This is a genomic window from Streptomyces sp. Q2, from assembly GCF_056820935.1.
In genome coordinates, this window is the sequence record NZ_JBXEJE010000026.1 from 124,036 (window position 1) to 142,277 (window position 18,242).

Annotated in this window: 18 protein-coding genes and 2 pseudogenes; 8 read left to right on the plus strand and 12 right to left on the minus strand. The window is 69.4% G+C overall.

All coding sequences use genetic code 11. The annotated features are described in order from the left end of the window. Window positions 1-5: 5 nt before the first annotated feature. Window positions 6-467 carry a MarR family winged helix-turn-helix transcriptional regulator gene (locus ACWBNA_RS28315; protein WP_482707332.1) on the minus strand — a complete coding sequence of 154 codons (462 nt, stop codon included), beginning with the start codon at window positions 465-467 and terminating at the stop codon, window positions 6-8. Between the two features lie 376 nt (window positions 468-843). On the opposite strand from ACWBNA_RS28315, the pseudogene ACWBNA_RS28320 reads away from it, so the two are divergent. Beyond that, a pseudogene (locus tag ACWBNA_RS28320) lies at window positions 844-918 on the plus strand (hypothetical protein); the annotation flags it as partial. An 84-nt stretch (window positions 919-1,002) separates the two neighbouring features. On the opposite strand, the pseudogene ACWBNA_RS28325 reads toward ACWBNA_RS28320, so the two are convergent. From ACWBNA_RS28325 to ACWBNA_RS28345, 5 genes and pseudogenes are all read right to left on the minus strand, one after another. Beyond that, window positions 1,003-1,629 (minus strand): annotated as a pseudogene (locus tag ACWBNA_RS28325) (PP2C family protein-serine/threonine phosphatase); the annotation flags it as partial. Next, window positions 1,626-1,937: a hypothetical protein gene (locus ACWBNA_RS28330; protein ID WP_482707333.1), complete on the minus strand. Its 312-nt coding sequence runs from the start codon at window positions 1,935-1,937 to the stop codon at window positions 1,626-1,628. The pseudogene ACWBNA_RS28325 and the gene ACWBNA_RS28330, both read right to left, overlap by 4 nt. Before the next feature lie 67 nt (window positions 1,938-2,004). Next, on the minus strand, window positions 2,005-2,937 hold the full coding sequence (locus ACWBNA_RS28335) for a PAS domain-containing protein (protein ID WP_482707334.1): 933 nt from the start codon (window positions 2,935-2,937) through the stop codon (window positions 2,005-2,007). 134 nt (window positions 2,938-3,071) lie between these two features. Beyond that, on the minus strand, window positions 3,072-3,206 hold the full coding sequence (locus ACWBNA_RS28340; protein ID WP_482707335.1) for a hypothetical protein: 135 nt from the start codon (window positions 3,204-3,206) through the stop codon (window positions 3,072-3,074). Window positions 3,207-3,616: 410 nt separating this feature from the next. Continuing rightward, window positions 3,617-4,141, minus strand: coding sequence for a GtrA domain-containing protein (locus ACWBNA_RS28345; protein WP_482707336.1), 525 nt, complete (start codon window positions 4,139-4,141; stop codon window positions 3,617-3,619). 115 nt (window positions 4,142-4,256) lie between these two features. On the opposite strand from ACWBNA_RS28345, the gene ACWBNA_RS28350 reads away from it, so the two are divergent. Beyond that, window positions 4,257-4,661, plus strand: coding sequence for a MarR family winged helix-turn-helix transcriptional regulator (locus ACWBNA_RS28350; protein WP_482707375.1), 405 nt, complete (start codon window positions 4,257-4,259; stop codon window positions 4,659-4,661). Between the two features lie 302 nt (window positions 4,662-4,963). Here the strand turns inward: ACWBNA_RS28350 and ACWBNA_RS28355 are convergent, their stop codons facing one another. Then, the gene (locus ACWBNA_RS28355; protein ID WP_482707337.1) at window positions 4,964-5,431 is read right to left on the minus strand and encodes a MarR family winged helix-turn-helix transcriptional regulator; all 468 of its coding nucleotides are present in this window, start codon (window positions 5,429-5,431) and stop codon (window positions 4,964-4,966) included. A gap of 258 nt (window positions 5,432-5,689) precedes the next feature. Here ACWBNA_RS28355 and ACWBNA_RS28360 point away from each other — a divergent pair, with 258 nt between their 5' ends. From ACWBNA_RS28360 to ACWBNA_RS28375, 4 genes are all read left to right on the plus strand, one after another. Further along, window positions 5,690-5,830 carry a hypothetical protein gene (locus tag ACWBNA_RS28360; RefSeq protein ID WP_482707338.1) on the plus strand — a complete coding sequence of 47 codons (141 nt, stop codon included), beginning with the start codon at window positions 5,690-5,692 and terminating at the stop codon, window positions 5,828-5,830. A gap of 35 nt (window positions 5,831-5,865) precedes the next feature. Continuing rightward, window positions 5,866-6,456, plus strand: a complete 591-nt coding sequence (locus ACWBNA_RS28365; RefSeq protein ID WP_482707340.1) for a TetR/AcrR family transcriptional regulator — start codon at window positions 5,866-5,868, stop codon at window positions 6,454-6,456. A 183-nt stretch (window positions 6,457-6,639) separates the two neighbouring features. Beyond that, window positions 6,640-7,017 (plus strand): DoxX family protein, encoded by a 378-nt coding sequence (locus ACWBNA_RS28370; RefSeq protein ID WP_482707341.1) that lies wholly within the window; start codon window positions 6,640-6,642, stop codon window positions 7,015-7,017. A gap of 57 nt (window positions 7,018-7,074) precedes the next feature. Further along, window positions 7,075-8,046 (plus strand): pirin family protein, encoded by a 972-nt coding sequence (locus tag ACWBNA_RS28375; protein ID WP_482707342.1) that lies wholly within the window; start codon window positions 7,075-7,077, stop codon window positions 8,044-8,046. 643 nt (window positions 8,047-8,689) lie between these two features. Here the strand turns inward: ACWBNA_RS28375 and ACWBNA_RS28380 are convergent. Continuing rightward, on the minus strand, window positions 8,690-10,390 hold the full coding sequence (locus ACWBNA_RS28380) for an MFS transporter (RefSeq protein WP_482707343.1): 1,701 nt from the start codon (window positions 10,388-10,390) through the stop codon (window positions 8,690-8,692). A gap of 560 nt (window positions 10,391-10,950) precedes the next feature. Between ACWBNA_RS28380 and ACWBNA_RS28385 the strand changes: the two genes are divergently transcribed. Beyond that, the gene (locus ACWBNA_RS28385; RefSeq protein WP_482707344.1) at window positions 10,951-11,259 is read left to right on the plus strand and encodes a hypothetical protein; all 309 of its coding nucleotides are present in this window, start codon (window positions 10,951-10,953) and stop codon (window positions 11,257-11,259) included. A 256-nt stretch (window positions 11,260-11,515) separates the two neighbouring features. On the opposite strand, the gene ACWBNA_RS28390 is transcribed toward ACWBNA_RS28385, so the two are convergent. Next, a complete protein-coding gene (locus ACWBNA_RS28390; RefSeq protein WP_482707345.1) occupies window positions 11,516-12,925 on the minus strand; it encodes an ATP-binding protein in 1,410 nt (469 codons plus the stop codon). Window positions 12,926-13,305: 380 nt separating this feature from the next. Here ACWBNA_RS28390 and ACWBNA_RS28395 point away from each other — a divergent pair, with 380 nt between their 5' ends. Continuing rightward, window positions 13,306-14,190 (plus strand): pirin family protein, encoded by an 885-nt coding sequence (locus ACWBNA_RS28395; RefSeq protein WP_482707346.1) that lies wholly within the window; start codon window positions 13,306-13,308, stop codon window positions 14,188-14,190. A 214-nt stretch (window positions 14,191-14,404) separates the two neighbouring features. Here the strand turns inward: ACWBNA_RS28395 and ACWBNA_RS28400 are convergent, their stop codons facing one another. The 3 genes from ACWBNA_RS28400 to ACWBNA_RS28410 form a co-directional block, all read right to left on the minus strand. Then, complete coding sequence (locus tag ACWBNA_RS28400) at window positions 14,405-15,403, minus strand: sugar phosphate isomerase/epimerase family protein (protein WP_482707347.1); 999 nt, start codon at window positions 15,401-15,403, stop codon at window positions 14,405-14,407. A gap of 28 nt (window positions 15,404-15,431) precedes the next feature. Further along, the gene (locus tag ACWBNA_RS28405; RefSeq protein ID WP_482707348.1) at window positions 15,432-16,628 is read right to left on the minus strand and encodes a Gfo/Idh/MocA family protein; all 1,197 of its coding nucleotides are present in this window, start codon (window positions 16,626-16,628) and stop codon (window positions 15,432-15,434) included. A 115-nt stretch (window positions 16,629-16,743) separates the two neighbouring features. Further along, window positions 16,744-18,240, minus strand: coding sequence for a CoA-acylating methylmalonate-semialdehyde dehydrogenase (locus tag ACWBNA_RS28410; protein WP_482707349.1), 1,497 nt, complete (start codon window positions 18,238-18,240; stop codon window positions 16,744-16,746). Window positions 18,241-18,242: the final 2 nt, after the last annotated feature.

Below are 18,242 nucleotides of genomic sequence, written 5' to 3' on the forward strand. Positions count from 1 at the left end.
GTCAGTCATTGCCGGGCCCGGGCCACATCAGCACTGCTCCTTCTCCAGGCGCTGACGATGCGGTCCGCCACGCGGGCGAAGGTCAGAAGTTCCTCGCGAGTCAGGGGCTCGATGAACAGGCGCCGAACCTCACTGACATGCCGGGGCGCGGCTTCCGCAATCAACTCTCGCCCCTCCGGCGTGATGACCACGAGCGCGCCGCGGCCGTCCGCGGGACATTCCTGCCGGGCCACCAGGCCGCGCTTCACCATGCGGGAGACCTGATGCGACATCCTGCTCTTCTCCCACTCCAGGCTCCTGGCCAGATCCACATGACGGCGGCCATCGGGCGCCTCCGAGAGGTGGACCAGCACGGCGTAGTCGTAGCCGGACAGGCAGGACTCCGACTGCAGACCGCGGGCCAGGCGTCCACCGAGTCTTCGGCCCCCCGGAGGGAGACGCCGGTAGAGCCGGCCAACATCAGCCATACGCGGGCAAGTCGGTACTGCAGCTCGGCGTACTGGCCGTCTGGCGGGACAACAAGCTCTTCACGACGACACGTCATTTAGTTGACACATCACCATGGCTTCCCTATGTTCCTGGGCGACGATCCCGCAGACGAAGCAACCAAGAGTCCGCGACCCCCGGCCGGGGCGCGGACCACACCGGAAGGAACCACCCCCATGTACATCATCGCCGCCGTCCTCAGCGTGCTGCTCGCCCTTGTGTCGCTGGCCGCCGGCGCTCCGAAGACCATGCTGAAGGGCGATGTGTCCGCGCAGCTCCAGTCCCACATGGGCCTGAGCGCCGGGCTGGTCCGCTTCATAGGAACTGGCCGAGGTCGCCGCGGTCGTGGGCCTGGTCGTGGGGATCTTCTGGCAGCCTCTGGGCATCGCGGCAGCCGTCGGCTTCGGGATCACGATGATCGGCGCCGTGGGCTACCACTCCAAGGCCGGCGACTACGCCGACCCCGCCACCCGCGGAAACGCCATGCTCCTCGCGGACCGGCGGTTCGCCGATGTCTGCGAGGACGGAGCGGCCCAGCGCGTCCAGGGAAACACCGGAACGGCAGTGCGAGGCGAGCGCGTCCGTCAGACGGCGTGGACCGGCGTCGAGGTCGGGGTCCTGACAGCGCACCAGACCCTTGGTGTACAGGGCGAGGGTGCTGCCGGACTCCAGGGTGACCGTGGTGACCTCGAACGGCATGCCGCCGACGCCGAGCGGTGGCCCTGGAGAGATCGGGATGTCCTGTTCGGTGCCGTCGGGGCGGACGGACACCGGCGGAGAGTGACCAGCACTGGCGACGGCACACTGACGGCTGACCGGGTCGTAGACGGCGTACAGGCAGGTGGCATTCAGTGTGTCCCGGTGCTCAGGGGGCGCCTCGCCGGCCAGGCGCTGTACGAGACCGTCGAGGCGGGTGAGCAACTCGCCGGGATCGAGCTCCAGGTCGGCGAGGGTGTGGATGGCGGCGCGCAGTCGTCCCATCGTGGCGGTCGCGTGCAGACCGTGCCCGGCGACGTCCCCGACGACCAGGGCGAGCCGGAGCGAGGCCAGGGGTATGGCGTCGAACCAGTCGCCACCGATCTCGGCTCCGCCGGCCGCGGGCCGGTAGATCCCGATCGTCTCGGCCGCCGGCGTGTCGGTCATGGCCCGCGGCAGCAGACGCTCTTGCAGAGCGGCCGCCACCCGGTGCTCCCGCGTGTAGCGGCGGGCGTTGTCGATGGCCAGTGCGCCTCGGAGGCGATCTCCGTGGCCAGGTCGACGTCCTCCTCGGTGAACGGGGCCGGATCCGTCAACCGCCACACCTGAAGGTCACCGAGGATCAGGCCGCGCGCGTACAACGGTGCGATCACCACCGAGTGCCAGTCTTCGGGCAGGAGCTCGATCAGCCGGGAGTCACTCAGGAGCGGTAGGAGTTCGTCACGGGTCAACACGAGCGTCTCGCCGTGTTGCATGCCGCGCAGGGCTGGGTGATCCAGGAACGGGGGCAGGGACTCCCCTGGGCCGACGTGCCCCGGCCACTCACCCGTCGCAGAGGCCACAGCGCGCAGGTGGAGGTCTCCGCCACCGAACATCTTCGGGGGCTCGTCCCCTTCCAGCGCTGCCTCGGCGAGGTCGGCGAATCCCCATGTCGCCCAGCCCTGGTACCACCGCTTCGGTCAGTTGTTGCGCGGTGCGTGAGACGTCCAGCGAGCCGCCGACGCTGATCGCGGCCTCTCGGAGGAGATCCAGATGCCGACGGGCCCGCCGCTGCTCGGTCGTGTCGGTGAAGAAGGCTGCGACGCCGGTCGGGTGCCCCCCTTCGTCCTCCAGCCGGACGGCGGACAGACTAAGGCTCCGCTCCCGCCCGGGTGCCTGCGGGGCCCGCGTCCGCTTCTCCTCGCCGACCAGCGGTACGCCTGACTCCAGCACCTGGCGCAGCGAGGCCTCGATGTTGTCGGCGTCCTCGCCGTGGAGGATGTCCCGCAGCCGGGCACCGGCCTGTGCGGGCGGCCCGCCGGACCTCTCGGGGAGGATGTTGGTGTGCAGGATGGTCAGGTCATGGATACCGACGCCGATCCCGTCCTGGGAGAACAGCGCGCGCAGGAGCGACGCGCCGAGATCCTGTTCGCGCACTCGTTGTGTGGGGGCGGCCAGAACCAGCAGTTCGGCGGAATCCTCCAGTCGGTGCACACGGAAGGTGACATCGACCGTGCCGCCCTGGCGGTGCCGCAGCAGGGCCCGGCCCCCGGCCGGCAGCCGGGTGCCCTGCAGGGGTCCCGCGCATGACGCATCGGAGGCATCGGCAATCAGGTCCTCCAACGGCCGGCCCTGGACATCCGCGGCGTCGTAGCCCACAAGCTCCGCGGCCGCCAGGGACCACTGGCGTACGGTGCCGTCATCGTCGAGTACGGCGGTGGCGAGGGCGTCGAGCGTGAAGGACCCACTGCCCGCATGCCCGCTGAGTCCGCTCATGGCACTCCTCGCTCGGCTCGGCACCTCGCTGTACTCCACCGGGGGGGCTGTTCCCATTATCGCGTTCTCGGCATCCGCGCTGGCGTGGTTACGCCCTCCGGGGCCCATTGACGTCCCCGGTGCTTCGCCTCAGCTCACACCCTCATCTTCGAGGCGTTCTCGGCCAGCCAGTCATCGAAGTTCTTCAGCGCCGAATGGAGATCCCGCAGCCGGTCCAGGTCACGGACGCCGGTGAACTCCTGGTCGAAGTCGCCGTAGTACTGGAACATGTTGCCGATCTCGTCGCCCTCCGGGAAGCCGAGGGTGCGGAAGACGTCGTAGGGGACAGCCTGAAGGCTTACGGGTTCGCCAAGCCGACCGTGTGGCCGATGCCTTGCTCGCCGCCCTTGAGAATGGCGTAAGCGGTGCGGCCGATGTCGGCCACGTCAACGCCGGTCGGCAGCACGGTCGTGTGGTGGCTGACGGTGGTGGGCGATGCCGGAGCGGCGGGCGGCCTCGGTGGTGGTGGCACCGCTGGCGGAGGCGCGTTGGCCCACAAGTAGCCCGGTCACCGGTCACCGGTCTTGAGGTGCAAGGCTTGAGGGGGAGCCAGGTGCCTCCCCGTTGCTTGGACGCCTTTCCCGGTGCGGAGGGCGGCATGGTGCGCAGAGCTTCGCGGCTTGGCCGCCCGGCGTAACGGTCAGGCGGCACGGAAGAGCATCGCGAGGGCGGCCGGAGCCGCGGTACGGGCCATGGTGGTGTGCACGGGACGGACGGTGCTGACGGGGACCGCGGCCTGTGAGCGGTTCCGCGCGAAGACGACCAGGCGCAGCACCGCGAACCGCCCGACACCGACGAGTGCGGAGGCAGACAGATAGACGACCTGCTCAAGCACCGCATCGGGCGTCGCCACCAGCAGATGCAGGACGAGCACCGCCACAGAAGTCACCGCATACGCGACCGCCGCGGACCCGGCCGACTGCACATGCTGGAGCCGAGTCGCACGCCCGCCCGCGCCGAAGGTGAAGCGTGCGTGGAGCTCGGTGGCGAGGAGCGTGGAAAGCACGGTGATCAGGGCGTTGGCCAAGGCCCAGGGAATCAGGGAGGCAAGGGTCGCCACGGCGAAGCTGGAGGCGAGCCCCACCCCACCGCCGCTGAGCACGAAGCGGGCGAAGGCGGTGAAGGGACCGGGTGCCGCCTGCTGCCGACTCTGCATAGTCTCCATGATCCGCGACCCTTTGGTTGATGCATCATATTTATATGTGACACATCAACGTCAATGGGCGCCCAGACCCTAGAGATCGTCTTCCTCCGTCGCGGCCGGTCCCCTCCGTCACGCGATCTTCCGCGTGACCCGCGTGCACCGCATGCTCGCCGGGCAGCTGCTTCGCCGCGTCGGCCTCCACCCCGGCCAGGAACTGGTCATGATGCAGCTGTGGGACCGCGGCCCTCAGCGCCACACCGACCTCGTCCGCCTGCTCGGCTCCGGCGCCGCCACCATGACCCGCACCATCCAACGCCTGGAGAACGCCGGCTCCGTACGCCGCCGCCCCTCTCCCTGCGACAAGCGGGCCACCATCGTCGAGCCCACGGTCGCCGGCAACGCCCTTCGGGAAGAGGTGGAGCGCGCGTGGCTCGAGGCCATCGTCGTCAACGAGCTGGCCCCCGACGAGCAGGCCGAGGCTCTTGAGGTCATGGGCCGGATCGAGGACAGGCTCACACGGGCCGCGGCACGACTCGACTGAGGCACCGCACGACGGATCCGGAGCCGCCACGCGGATCCGGGCTCAGCCGTCCGCCGCCGTCTTGGTACAAGACGTCGGGCGGTGCCGGGGCGGGACGAGGGCCAGGATCATTCCGTCGAGCATGGCGGCCGGCGCGATCAGGAAGGAAGCCGTCCTTCCCTCGAAACAAACCGCACCCATCGACGATCCACTCCCCCGCTGTCTTCGACGATCCCCCCCGCCTGCCTGAAAGGGCCTCTGGCTTGGAGGCCCAGGACAATCTCAGGACGCCTTCGCCGCCAGGCAGAACTGCGGTCGGCCGATCAGGCGGGGTCCTCGTCCAGCTTCGCCACCACTCGCTCGGAGATGTCGGCCAACATCCGCAGCTCCGCCGGGGTCACATGGTCCAGGAACAGCTCCCGCACCGCCTCCACATGCCGCGGAGCCGCCGCCTCGACCGCCGCCCGCCCGGCATCTGTGATCACCACGAACGCTCCCCGCGCGTCATCGGGGCACTCCTCACGCACCACAAGCCCCCGACCGGCCATCCGCGCGATGTGGTGGGACATCCGGCTCTTCTCCCACTCGAGCGCCCGGCCCAGATCCTGGTAACGCTGCCGCCCGTCCGGCACATCGGTCAGATTGACCAGCACCGCGAAATCCGCGGCCGAGACGTTCGACTCGCTCTGCAACATGCGTGCCAGACGGCCCCCCAGCCGCTCGTGCAACCGGACAAAGCCCCGCCAGGCGCGCTGCTCCTCTGCCGTCAACCACCGCACTTCTTCATCCATACACCGAGTGTAGAGGAGTTGATGGGTCACCAAGTTGGACGGAGCCCAACCCATCGACCATGGCATGTCCCTCGGTCAGGACGCGTACCGCGGCGTCCACCGCGTCGCCGAGACCGCGGCGCGCAGCTCGGCCTCCGTGGCCTCGGGTGCGGCACCGTCCTCCACAGCGGCCTTGGCCACGGCCAGGGCGATCTCGCGGGCCGCGTCCGATGACCCCGCACCTCTTGAGCTCGGGCGTCCTCTATCCCATCGGATCGGATGCCAGACGCCCCGTGCGTCCTCGACGTCACCCCCGACGGCCTCGCCCTGGTGGAGACGGCCATCGGAGTCACCTACGAGGAGATCATCGCCCGCACCGCCGCCCCGGTGCGTGTCGACGATCTCTCCGCAGCCTCCTGAGCGGAGTCCTCCTGGGGCCACGCCCGATGAAACGCATGGTCAAGAACACTCGCCCCCGGGAGCGCCCGCCGAAGGACACGGCGGACCCCGCCCCCATGGAGGACGTTCTCCAGGCCGCCCTACACTCCTTCGCCACCCACGGTTTCAACGGCGTGTCCGTGCGCACGCTCAACCGCGAACTCGGTGTCAGCCACAACCTGCTGCATCAGCGGTACGGCTCGAAGGAGGGCATCTGGTACGCGGCCGTGGACTGGGGCTTCGGCCACCTTGTGACGAAACCGCTCGCCGCCGACGACGCATCGGCACCGCCGCTGGACCGGTTGCGGGCGTTCATCCGAACGTTCATCCACGTGGCCGCCGAACATCCTGAGCTGCTGCGCCTGATGAACATCGAGGGCGGAGAGTCCAGCGAGCGGCTGGACTACATCGTCGAGCACTTCATCGAACCGCAGCCGACCCGGTTCCGGCACATCTGGCAGCACCTGGCCGAGCGCGGGGAGGGCAAGGACGTGCCTCCCAGGGTGATGTACTTCCGCCGGCTCAGCCGGATTCGCGGTCCGGGTAGACGGGCGCGCCCGGCTGCCGGCGCCAGGACTCGTCGAGGCCACCCGCGTCTACCGCGTTGAAGCCGAGTTTCTCGATGAGGTCGCACAGCGGGCCGTCTCGTCGTTACGGGGATCTTCCCTTTTGGAATGGTCACCTCAACCCGTGCTTGACATGTCATCTACCTCCCTCTAGGTTAGATGATACATCAACCAACACATGCGGGACCGCCTCCGCGGGACCACCACCGATCACCTGGGGTACCTGTGAACGTCGCTCTGTGGGCTGTCGCGGCCCTGCTCGCTCTTGTCTTCCTCGGTGCCGGCGCTGCCAAGCTCGCCCAGCCCAAGGAGAAGCTCAGCGCATCCCCCTCCATGGGCTGGGCCGAGGACTTCTCCCCGGCGATGATCAAGACAATCGGCCTCTTGGAGGTTCTCGCCGCACTCGGGCTGATTCTGCCCGCGGCGGTGGACATCGCTCCGGACCTCGTTCCCCTGGCCGCCTCCGGCCTGGCACTGACCATGTTCGGCGCCGGCATCACACACAGCCGGCGCGGGGAGTTCCATTCGGTCGTCATGAACGTGGTCCTGTTCGCCCTGACCGTCTTCGTGGCCTGGGGCCGGTTCGGTCCGCACTCGTTCTGACCGACTCGTTCTGACCGCACTCGTTCTGACCTCACCTGACAGCGAAGGAAAGCCCTCATGCCCGCGATCACCGTGGACGACGTGCTGGTCCTGCCCCGCCTGCCGGAGCTGGACCCGGCCGGCACCGCCTTCCGGCCCGTCCGCAGTCTGACGACCGCCCAGACCGGCTTCGAGGGCGAGGGCTTCCCGGTCCGCCGCGCCTTCGCCGGAGTGCTGCCCACCGAGCTCGACCCGTTCGTACACATGGACCACATCGGCGAGGTCGAGCAGGCCCCAGGAGAACCCCAGGGCACCCCGTGGCATCCGCACCGGGGCTTCGAGACCGTCACCTACCTCATCGACGGCGCCGTGGAACACCAGGACTCCAACGGAGGCGGCGGCCTCATCACCGACGGCGACACCCAGTGGATGACCGCAGGCTCCGGAATCCTGCACATCGAGCAGCCTCCGGAGTGGCTGGTCCAAAGCGGTGGGGTGGCCCACGGCGTGCAGCTGTGGGTCAACCTGCCCCGCGCCAAGAAGATGACCCCGCCCCGCTACCAGGACATCCGCGGCAAGCACACCGGGCTGGTCACCACCCCGGACGGCGGCGCCCTGATCCGCGTGATAGCCGGCGACATCGCCGGACACACCGGCCCCGGCGTCACCCACACCCCGATCACCGTCGCCCATCTCACCATCGAGCCCGGCGCCCAGGTCGACCTGCCGTGGGACCCGTCCTACAGCGCACTGGTCTACGCCCTGGCAGGTCACGGTACGGTCGGCACCGAAGCCCGCCCCATCCAGGAGGGCCGGCTCGCCGTCCTCGGCTCCGGTGACGCGCTGCGCCTGACGGCCGACCGCGCCCAGGAGACCCGCTCCCCCAAGCTGGAGCTCTTCGTGCTGGGCGGCCTCCCGATCCGCGAACCCGTCTTCCAGTACGGCCCGTTCGTGATGAACACCCGCGAAGAGGTGCAGCAGGCGTTCGAGGACTACCAGGCGGGGCGTTTGGGCGTCATCCCCGCCGAGCGCCTCCCCCACACGTCCTGAACCTTTCCCGGCACTGGTCGGCGGAACCAGTACGCGGGCAGGGCCGGCCAGGCCGTGGCCATGCGGCCGGTTACACCTTCTGCCTCGGCCACCCGGCGCTCCCAGCGGGTCGAGCGCCACCGGCTGAGCCCGCGCGCCTTGGCGGTAGCCCGCGCTCGGGCGCGCGGCAGCTACGAGCGGCCTGCGGGTCGTGCGGGAGGTCACTCGCGGGGGACATGTGCGGTGGACGCGCCGAGTTCGGCCGGCCACTCATGGGCGGCCTCCGCGACAGACAGCACATCAGCTCCCACCACGTGATCAGGAACGACGTCGACAGCGCCGAGGCCACGGCGTACATGTACGCCTCACACGGGGTCTATGCGCCTGTCGGAGTGGAGAACCCGTAGACGATGCGCGGCTCGTGCGACATCTCCATGCGCCGCACAAAGACGGTTGGCGCATGAGTCGGCTGCGCGTGCACCGGTGGGACGAGGCCGGCAACAAGCACGTCATCCGCACCTCCCGGCAGCCGCGACTCCCTGCAGGCGATGGCGAATCGACCGCGTGCAGGGAGCAGGACGCAGGGGGTGATTTGCCTGCGACCGCCCCGGGGCCCGGGCGCCTCAGCCGCGCCCGGGCCCCGGCGCACCAGCAGAACCACGTGTCAGGCCGGCGCCGTGGCTTCCCGGGTCGCGTCACCTCCGATCCGTGCCTGTGCAAAGCCCCCGGCGAGGTCTTCGGCGAGCAACCGCTTGGCGATCGAGTCGAGGGCCGCGCGCAGTTCAGGGGTGGCGGGGCGGCCCTGGTCGCGTTCGAGGTGGTCCGCGAGCCAGTTCTCCCAGCCCTGCGCGATGGCATGGGCCTGTTCGTCCCCCTGCGCGGTGAGCGAGTAGAAGTTTCCGTCCTGGCTGACGTCGCCGCTGCGGATCGCCGCGTCGAAGGCCGGCTGCAGGACCTGTTCGGGCATGTGATGGCGGGAGGCGATCTGGCTGAGTTTGGCGTAGCCCAGCAACCTCGTCCAGAGGGCGACCTGCATGACGGTCCACGCGCGCCCCGGGTCGAGCCGGGAGCCGGACAGGGCGAGTGCGTCCGCGTACGACATGTGGCCCGCCTTTCGCAGCAGGGCTGAGATCTGCCGCTCCAGGGGAACGCCGACGCCGTCGACCGGGGCCCCGAATGCGCCGTCGAGGTCGGTGGAGGCCATCCGGGCACTGTCGCGCAGGGTGACCTGGCGCAGGAAGAGCGCCACGACGAACCCGAGCAGGGCCACTGGCACCGTCCACAGGAAGATCCTGCCCATGGAGTGAGCGCAGGCGTCGATGACGGGAAGGGCGGCGGCATCCGGGAGTTGGTGCAGGGCCTGCGGGGACTGGGCCGCTCGGGCGATCTGTTCCGCGGGAGCCGCGCCGGTCGTGGCCGCCTGCCGGATGCCGTGCGCGAGATCCGACTCGAGGGAGTTGGCGTAGATGGTGCCGAAGACCGCGGTACCGAAGGCGCTGCCGAGCGTGCGCAGGAAGGTCACGCCGGACGTCGCGGTGCCGAGGTCCTTGTAGTCGACGGTGTTCTGCACGACGATCGTCAGAATCTGCATGCTCAGGCCGAGACCGGCACCGAGGACCAGCATCAACACCGACTCCAGCCAGGTGGGGGTCGACCGGTCCATCAGCGACAGCAGGTACAGCCCGACCGCGGTCACCAACGTGCCCACGATGGGGAACACGCGATACCGGCCGGTCTTGCCGACGACATTGCCGCTGTACAGCGACGTACCCATCAGACCGATCACCATCGGCAGGGTGCGTATCCCGGAGTACGTCGCGTCGGCACCGTCCACGTACTGCAGAAAGGACGGCAGGTACGTCATCGCACCCAGCATCGCGAAACCCACAATGAAGGACAGGACGGCGCACACGGTGAAGACGGGGTTCTTGAACAGGCGCATCAGAAGCATGGGTTCTGCGGCCTTGATCTCCACCAGGCAGAACAGCACCAGCGACAGCAGTCCGCCCGCGAACAGGCCGATGATGAGGGGGGAGGACCACGCGTACTCGCTGCCGCCCCAACTGGTCGCCAGAATCAGGGCGCTCGCACCGAGCGCGACGAATGCGATCCCCAGGTAGTCGACGATCGGTTTCACGACCGCCTTGACCTGCGGAATATTCTTCATCGTCAGGATGACGACGACGAAGGCGACCGGCACGTTGACGTAGAAGCACCAGCGCCAGGAGAGGTGATCGGTGAAGAAGCCGCCGAGCAGCGGGCCGAGGACGGTGGAGGCACCGAACACGGCGCCCATCGCACCCTGGTACTTGCCGCGCTCGCGCAGCGGGATGACGTCCGCGATGAGGGCCGTGGCGGTGACCATCAGTCCACCCGCGCCGATGCCCTGCACCGCCCGGGAGGCGCAGCCGGGCCTCGATCCCGAGCGACCAGTCCGTCGGCGCCGTACTCGTGCGCTCGGACAGCCACTCGAGTACGTCATCGACAGCCCCCCGGTCACCCGTGCGGGCCGCCGCCTCCGCCAGTTCGGGCACGACGAACGGTCCCAGTCCGCACGGGTCGTGTTCGAACACCTCCCGGGCGGCGACGAGCGCCTCACCGTGGCGGCCGAGGCCGTTGTGGAGCACCGCGCGCATACAGCCTGCGAACGGCGTGACGGCCCCGTCCCCCTGACCAGGCGCCGCCCGTTGGCTCGCCTCGGCCAGCTCCCGCACCCGCGTCTCCTGCCCGCGCCACGCCATCAGCATCATCTCGGGAAACGGAAAGTAGGGGGTGCCCGTCGCCTCGGTGAGGATGCAGTACTCCGCGATCACCTCCCGCGCGCTCGCGAACTCTCCGGCGAGAACCTGCCCAAGGCCCAGGACGTTGAGCGCGACCCGCAACTGCCCCATCGCACCTGTCCCGCGAGCGACCCTCGCCTGGCGCGTGGCGATCGTGAACGACGCCTCCGCGTCCCACAGTTCCATGGCGAGGACGACCGCCGCCCTGCCGCTCACCAGCCGACCCGAGTCGCCGTCAGGTCCACTGATCATGCCCAGTGCCTCGGCGAGCATCGGCGCCGCCACCGTGTACCCCTTCGTGGCCCGCGCCACCCAGGCGTCGAGCAACACGTCGGCCGTACGCGGCGGTTCGGGAGCGGCAGGCGCGTTGCGCGCGGTTTCCGCGACCGCAGAGAAGCTGTTCGAGTTGTCCAGAGCGTCGCCCAGCGCGGCCGCCACGAGCGCCTCCAGGTAGATCTCGCGCGTCAGGGCGGGATCGAACGGTTCCCTGCGCCGGGCCGCGCCGAGGAGGATCCGGGTCGCTTCGGGCATGCGCTGCTGCTCCAGCGCGATCCGGCCGCGCAGGTGCTCGCCCTCGGCCGTCCGCAGGGCGTCTGCCGGACCCGCCTCGGCCACCTCCAGCAGCCTCAGCGCGTCGAGGGGGGCGTCGGCGTCGAGCTTGGCGCAGGCTGCCGTGAGCATGCGCTGCGCGCGGCGCGCGGGATCCGGTGTCAGGATCGCGGCGTGTTCGAGGAACGCCGCCGTCGCGGTGAGGCACCGCGCGCCAGTGCGCGGTCGGCGGAACGCTCGAGTTCCTCGGCGATGTCCTCGTCGGGCCCCGTCGCGGCCAGGGCGCGATGCCAGGCGCGGCGGTCGGGCTCCTGTTCGGGATCGGTGGCTTCCGCCAGTGCGTGGTGTGCGTCCCGGATTTCCTGCGGTGAGGAGGAGTTGGTCAGCGCCGAGCGGACCAGCGGGTGCCGGAACCGTACATGCGGGCGGACCTCGATCAGGCCAGTCTCAATGGTGGCGGTTACGGTCTCGCACGGAATGCCGAGCAGCGCAGCCGCCCGGTTCAGCAGCGCCAGATCGCCGACGGGGTCGACGGCAGCGAGGAGCAGCAGGCGTCGGAGCTCGATCGGGAGCGCGTCGATCCGGCGCCGGAAGCTCTCCTCGATCTTCTTCGACAGGGGCCTGGCACCGCGCCGTATCCCCAGGCCGCCGGCGATCTCCGCCGGCGACATCCCACGCAGCAGCTCCAGCAGGGCCAGCGGATTGCCGCGGGTCTCGCTGATGACCTGGTCGCGGATCCGTTCGTCCAGCGGCCCGGTAGCCACCGAGTCGAGCAGTGTACGGGCGTCCTCGTCCCCCAGCCCCTCGACGACGAGTTGCGGCAGACCCGCCAGGTCCCGGCTCGGCCGACGCGTGGTGAAGACGAGCCCGACCGACTCCCTCTCCAAGCGGCGGGCGACGAACGCGAGCACCTGCGCCGAGGCGCGATCGAGCCATTGCTCGTCGTCGATGACGCAGATCAGCGGCTCTTCCTCGGCGACATCGGCAAGCAGGCCCAGGACGGCCAAGCCCCCGAAGAACCGATTCGGCGCCTTTCCCGGGCTGATACCGAAGAACGTACGCAGGGCGTCGCTCTGCGGCACCGGCAGGCGGTCCAGCCGGTCCAGCATGGGCGCCAACAGCTGGTGCAGCGCGGCGAACGGCAGATCCATCTCCGCCTGGACACCGGTGGCGCGCACGATGCGGACATCCGATGTTCTGTCAACCAGCCAGTCCAGCAGTGCCGTCTTGCCGACGCCCGGCTCACCACTGACGACGAGGGCGCGACTCTCCCCCGCACGAACGGCGTCCACGAGGGCGCCGAGGGCCTCGCGCTCACGGCGTCGACCGATCAGCCGCGTACAACTCCCGCCCACAGCCGGACGGAAGTCCCTTGACGATGTTGACCGGGCGTCTCCCATACGGCCCAACAATACCTTGGGCCAAGGCATGTGCCGGATGCCCTTCCGTCCCTCATGACCAGGTAAGACTTGTCCAGGGGCAGGCCAGAGCAGGACGGTCTCGCGGGCACCGGTCGACGTCGGGCATGCGGTGCGGCACCTCCGCTCATGGGCAGAGGCGGTGACATACATCCGACCTGTTGCCGCGTCAGGAACCCGTGTGAAAGCCCAGCCGCACCCGTGCTCCGCTCCGCGCGAATTGCCTTGCGCAGACCCCCGCTTTTGGTCGCCGCTGATGACATGTGCCCAGCGAAGCCGCGGGCCGCACCTGAGCGCAGGCGCCTGCCCCTGGCGGCGCCGCGCCCGCGCGACCGACCGCCACCGCCACCGCCACCGCCACCGCCACCGCCACCGCCATCTGGGAGAACGTCTGCCAGGCCTACAGATACCGGGCACCGAGTCCTCGTCTCCGTCTGGTCTCACCGCAATGGTCGCCAAGCAGTTGACGCATCATCTAAAAGGTGCTTGACTCGCACAACACGTCAACGTCACGGGTTGTGCGGAGGCACATGATGCAGGCCCAGCAGCAGATCTCGCGCCGAACCGTTGCCCGGATCGAGGACAGGATTCATCTCGGTCCGGACGCTCAGGTCGACGACAAAAGCCTGATGTTCTCTCCCCAGGCCCCGGCGCTGACCGACCCTTTCCTGGTGTTGGTCGACGACCTGTTTTCGGAGCCCGGCTTCGAGTGGCACCCGCACCGTGGCTTGGAGACGGTGACGCTGGTACTGGACGGGGTGTTGGAGCATGGCGACAGCATCGGGAACAGCGGCACACTGACCGCTGGAGACATCCAGTGGATGACCGCCGGTCGCGGGATCATCCACCGCGAACTCGCCTTCCGCAATGAACGCGCACACATCATGCAGTTGTGGGTCAACCTGCCGGCCGACAAGAAGATGGTCGACAGCCGCTACCAGGACCTGCTTGCCGCCGGCCGGCCGGCCATCGACCACGACGGTGCCCACATCGACCTCATCTCCGGCGCCACCGGCGGCCTGACCGGCCCGGCACTCACCCATTGGCCGATCTCCGGCTCGGTGATCACCATGGAGCCCGGCCGGAGCCTCGACCACGCCCTGCCCGGCCAGGACCGAGCGTTCTTCACCGTGCTCGCCGGCGCCGTGAGCATCGCAGGCCGCACCGTGACCGCGGGGCAGACGGCCTGGTCCGATCCTCTTCCGGACGCGGACCTGTCTGCCATCGGGCTGCGAACCGATGACGGCGACGCCGCCACCGAGATCCTTACCTTCAGTGGGCCACCCATCCGACAGCCCGTCGCGATGGGCGGGCCCATGGTCATGAACACCCGGGCCGAGATCGAGCAGGCGTTCCGCGACTTCCACACCGGCAGGTTCGGCGCCGTCCCGCGCCAGGCCCGGCTGCAGTACCGATGACTTCAGTAATCCCTCTCGGCACGACTCTTCAGCAGGACGCTATCCGGATCCCAGGGATCGAGCCCCGAGAGAGGGTAATGGCCTGCGCTGAAGCGTCACCACCGCCTGTCACGCGCGGCTCGGACGCAGCCGGTCAGGCCCTTGTCTGATACTGCCCCCTGTGGTCCGACGGACGCCGCCGACCTGGTTCAGCTCTATGGGGATGACGACCTGGTCAAAAGGCTGCCGCCGCGCTGTGCAGGTTCTTGGCGGCCAGGGCGAGCCCTTCGGTCTGGGAGTAGGCGGCGTCCTCGTGCTCGATGTTCACGGCCATGTCGGGGTCGATCTCGGCGAGGGCCCGCAGGAACTCGGTCCAGAAGGGGACGTCGTTGCCGAGGCCGACCGCGACGAACTTCCAAGCCGGGTTCTCCGGCCAGGCGTTGCACCAGAAGCCGTACCCTGTGGGCACCTTGCCGGGCGCGTCGGCCGGCACGCGGGTGAACGACGTGTCGAGCACGCCGCGGATGTCGGCGCCGGGGCAGAGCGTCGCGTCCTTGGCGGCGGCGTGGAAGACCAGCGGGCCGAGCCACTTGACGCAGGCGACGACGTCCATGCCCTGCCACATCAGGTGGGAGGGGTCCATCTCGGCACCGACATTCGTCAGGCCTCCCTCGTCGACGAGCCGCTTCAGCGTGACGGGAGAGAAGACGAGATTGTGCGGGTGCATCTCGATGGCCACCCGGACGTCGTTCTCCCGGGCCAGAGCGTCGATCTCCTTCCAGAACTCGACGGCCACGCCCCACTGGTAGTCCAGGACGTCCATGTACACGCCGTCCCACGGGTTCACGACCCAGGAGGGGTACTTGGCGTCGGGGTCCGAGCCCGGCGTACCGGACATGGTCACGACGTGCTTCACGCCGAGCAGGCCCGCGAGACGGATCGTTCGACGCAGGTCGTCGGCGTGCTTGGGGCCGACACCCGGGAGCGGATTGAGCGGATTGCCGTTGCAGTTGAGGCCGGTCAGTTCCATCCCGCGGTCGGCGAAGGCCGCCAGGTACTCCTCGCGCGCGGTGGCCGAGGACAGCAGCAGATCGACCGGGCAGTGCGGGGAGGGGATGAAGCCACCGGTGTTGACCTCGACAGACGTCAGACCGTTCCCCTTGAGGATGTCGAGCGCCTCGGCGAGGGCGCGGTCGTGCAGACAAGCGGTGTAGGCACCGAGCTTGAGGGCCATGTTCGTGCTCCTTGGATACGTGCGCAGGTCAGGCGGCGGGCGGAACGTCGACAGCGGCACCACCGTTGCGCGAGGACTCGACAACGGCACGGATGATCTCCATGGTCCGCAGCGCGTCGGCGAACGTGGCGCAGGCCGGCCGCGCGTCGGCGACCCCCGCAACCTGGTCGAGGAAGGCCCGTGCCTGGTAGGTGAAGTGATCGGCGTTGCTTGCGCCCACACCCGGCGCCTCCATCGGAACACCACCCGCGAAGTACGGCAGCTGCGGGCCGACGATGATCTGCCGGGCCCCGCGCGTACGGGCCTTGGGCTGCGCGTCGTCGAAGAGGTACTCGGCAGACCGGTGCTGGTCGAACGCGGCCCGCCCGCCCACGCCCAGCACATCGAAGGCGAGCCCGTTGGGCAGGCCGAAGCCGGTGCGCGTCACCGAGAAGGTGCCGACCAGACCGGACTCGAAACGGGCCGTGAAGGAAGCGGTGTCCTCGTTCTCGACTTCGCCCACCTCGTCGGAGACGGGAGCGGCGTTGTGCCCGACGACCGCGCCCAGCGGCAGCGGCCGCTTGGTGATCTGCGTCGACAAGAAGGCACCGGAGACCGAGGCGATGGGCCCGACGACGTACTCGGCGGCGTCGATGATGTGCGAGCCGATGTCCCCGAGCGCACCGGAACCGGCGCCGCCCTTGAACCGCCAGGTCAGCGGCCCGTTCGGGTCGGTCGCGTAGTCGCACCAGTAACGACCGCTGAACAGCGTCGGATCGCCCAGCTCACCGGCACGCACATGCTCACGGATCGCGGCGATGCCGGGCGAACGCCGGAAGGAGTACCCGACGGCCGTCACCACCTCTGCACCCTTCTCCAACTCGGCCATGGCACGGGCGTCTTCGAACGACCCGGCCAGCGGCTTCTCGCACAGCACATGCTTTCCGGCAGCGATCAGCGCCTCCGCGATCGGACGGTGCAGATCATTTCCCACGACGATCGAGACCGCGTCGATCGTCGGGTCCTCGACGACGGACTCCCAGCTCGGCAGAGCCTTCTCATAGCCGTAGCGGCGGGCGGCGTCGGCGCCGAGTTCGGCGTTGGCATCGGCGATCGCGGCCAGCCGGACGGGCGGCAGACCGGCCCCGAAGACCGTGTTGACGTTGCGGTATCCGGCAGCGTGACTGCGGCCGGCCATGCCGGCGCCGATCACTGCGACGGAGAGGGGTTTGGCGGACGTGGTCATGGCGGTGTCCTTCAAAGGAGTAGGGAACAGGCGGCGAACCTGCCGACGGAAGGCCTGGAGTGCGTCGTCCCTGACGTCCGTGGCGACTTCCTGGCGAATGGTCTGCGGTCGTCTCTCAGTCGGAGGTGGGGAAGTTGAAACCGGCGGAGAGTTGCTGGGCGGGCTGCGGCCAGCGGGTGGTGACGACCTTGGGGCGGGTGTAGAAGCGGAGGCCTTCCGGACCGTGGATCGGCGAGTCACCGATGAGGGAGTCCTTCCAGCCGCCGAAGGAGTAGTACGACATCGGGACCGGGACCGGGACGTTGATGCCGATCATGCCTACCTTGATCTTGCGCTGGAAGCGGCGGGCGGCCTCGCCGGAGGCGGTGAACAGGGCGGTGCCGTTGCCGTAGGGGTTGGCGTTGATGAGGTCGATGGCCTGGTCGAGGGACTCGGCGCGGACGATCGCCAGGACCGGGCCGAACAGTTCCTCCTTGTAGGCGTCCATCTCGGTGGTGACGTGGTCGAGGAGGGACGGGCCGGTGAAGAAGCCCTCCGCGTGTCCGTCGATCTTCAGGCCGCGGCCGTCGACGACGACGGTGGCGCCCTGGGCGGCGGCGGTGCCGACGGCGTTCTCGACGCGTTCCTGCGCGGCCTTGGTGACGAGCGGCCCCATCTCGGTGCCGGGGGCGTCGCCGGGGCCGACCTTGATCTCGCGGGCCTTGCGCTCCAGCACCTCGACCAGGGCGCCTGCCGCGCCGCCGACCGCGACGGCCACCGACACGGCCATGCAGCGTTCGCCGGCCGAGCCGTAGGCGCCGGCGGTGATGTGGTGGGCGGCGAACTCCAGGTCGGCGTCGGGCAGGACGACGGCGTGGTTCTTGGCGCCGCCGAGGGCCTGGACGCGCTTGCCGTGCGCGGTGGCCTGCTCGTGCACGTACCTGGCGATCGGGGTCGACCCGACGAAGGAGACTGCCTCGATCCCCGGGTGGGTGAGAATGGCGTCGACGGCGTCCTTGCCGCCGTGCACGACGTTGAAGACGCCGTCCGGGAGGCCCGCCTTCTTGTAGAGCTCGGCGACGAAGTTGGCGGCGGACGGGTCACGCTCGCTGGGCTTGAGGATGAACGTGTTGCCGGTGGCGATGGCCATGGGGTGCATCCACAGCGGGACCATCGCGGGGAAGTTGAAGGGCGTGATGCCCGCGACGACACCGAGCGGCTGGCGGAAGTTGTGCACGTCGACGCCGCGCGAGACCTGGTCGGAGAAGGAGCCTTTGAGTACGTCGCCGAGGCCGCAGGCGAACTCGACGACCTCCCGGCCGCGGGTGATCTCGCCGCGGGCGTCGTCGACGGTCTTGCCGTGCTCGGCGGAGATGATCCGGCCGAGTTCTTCCTCGTGCGCGACGAGGAGCTGACGGAAGGCGAACATCACCTGGGTGCGCTGGGTGAGAGAGGACTCCGCCCAAGTCTCGAAGGCGGCGGAGGCAGCCTGCACGGCGGCGTCCACGTCGGCGGCTGTGCCGAGGACGACCTGCGCCTGCTCGGTGCCGGTGGCCGGGTTGAAGACCGGCTGGGTGGAGGTGGCGGCGCCCCGGGCGGGGAAGCCGTTGATCCAGTGCTGGATGGTGGTCACGG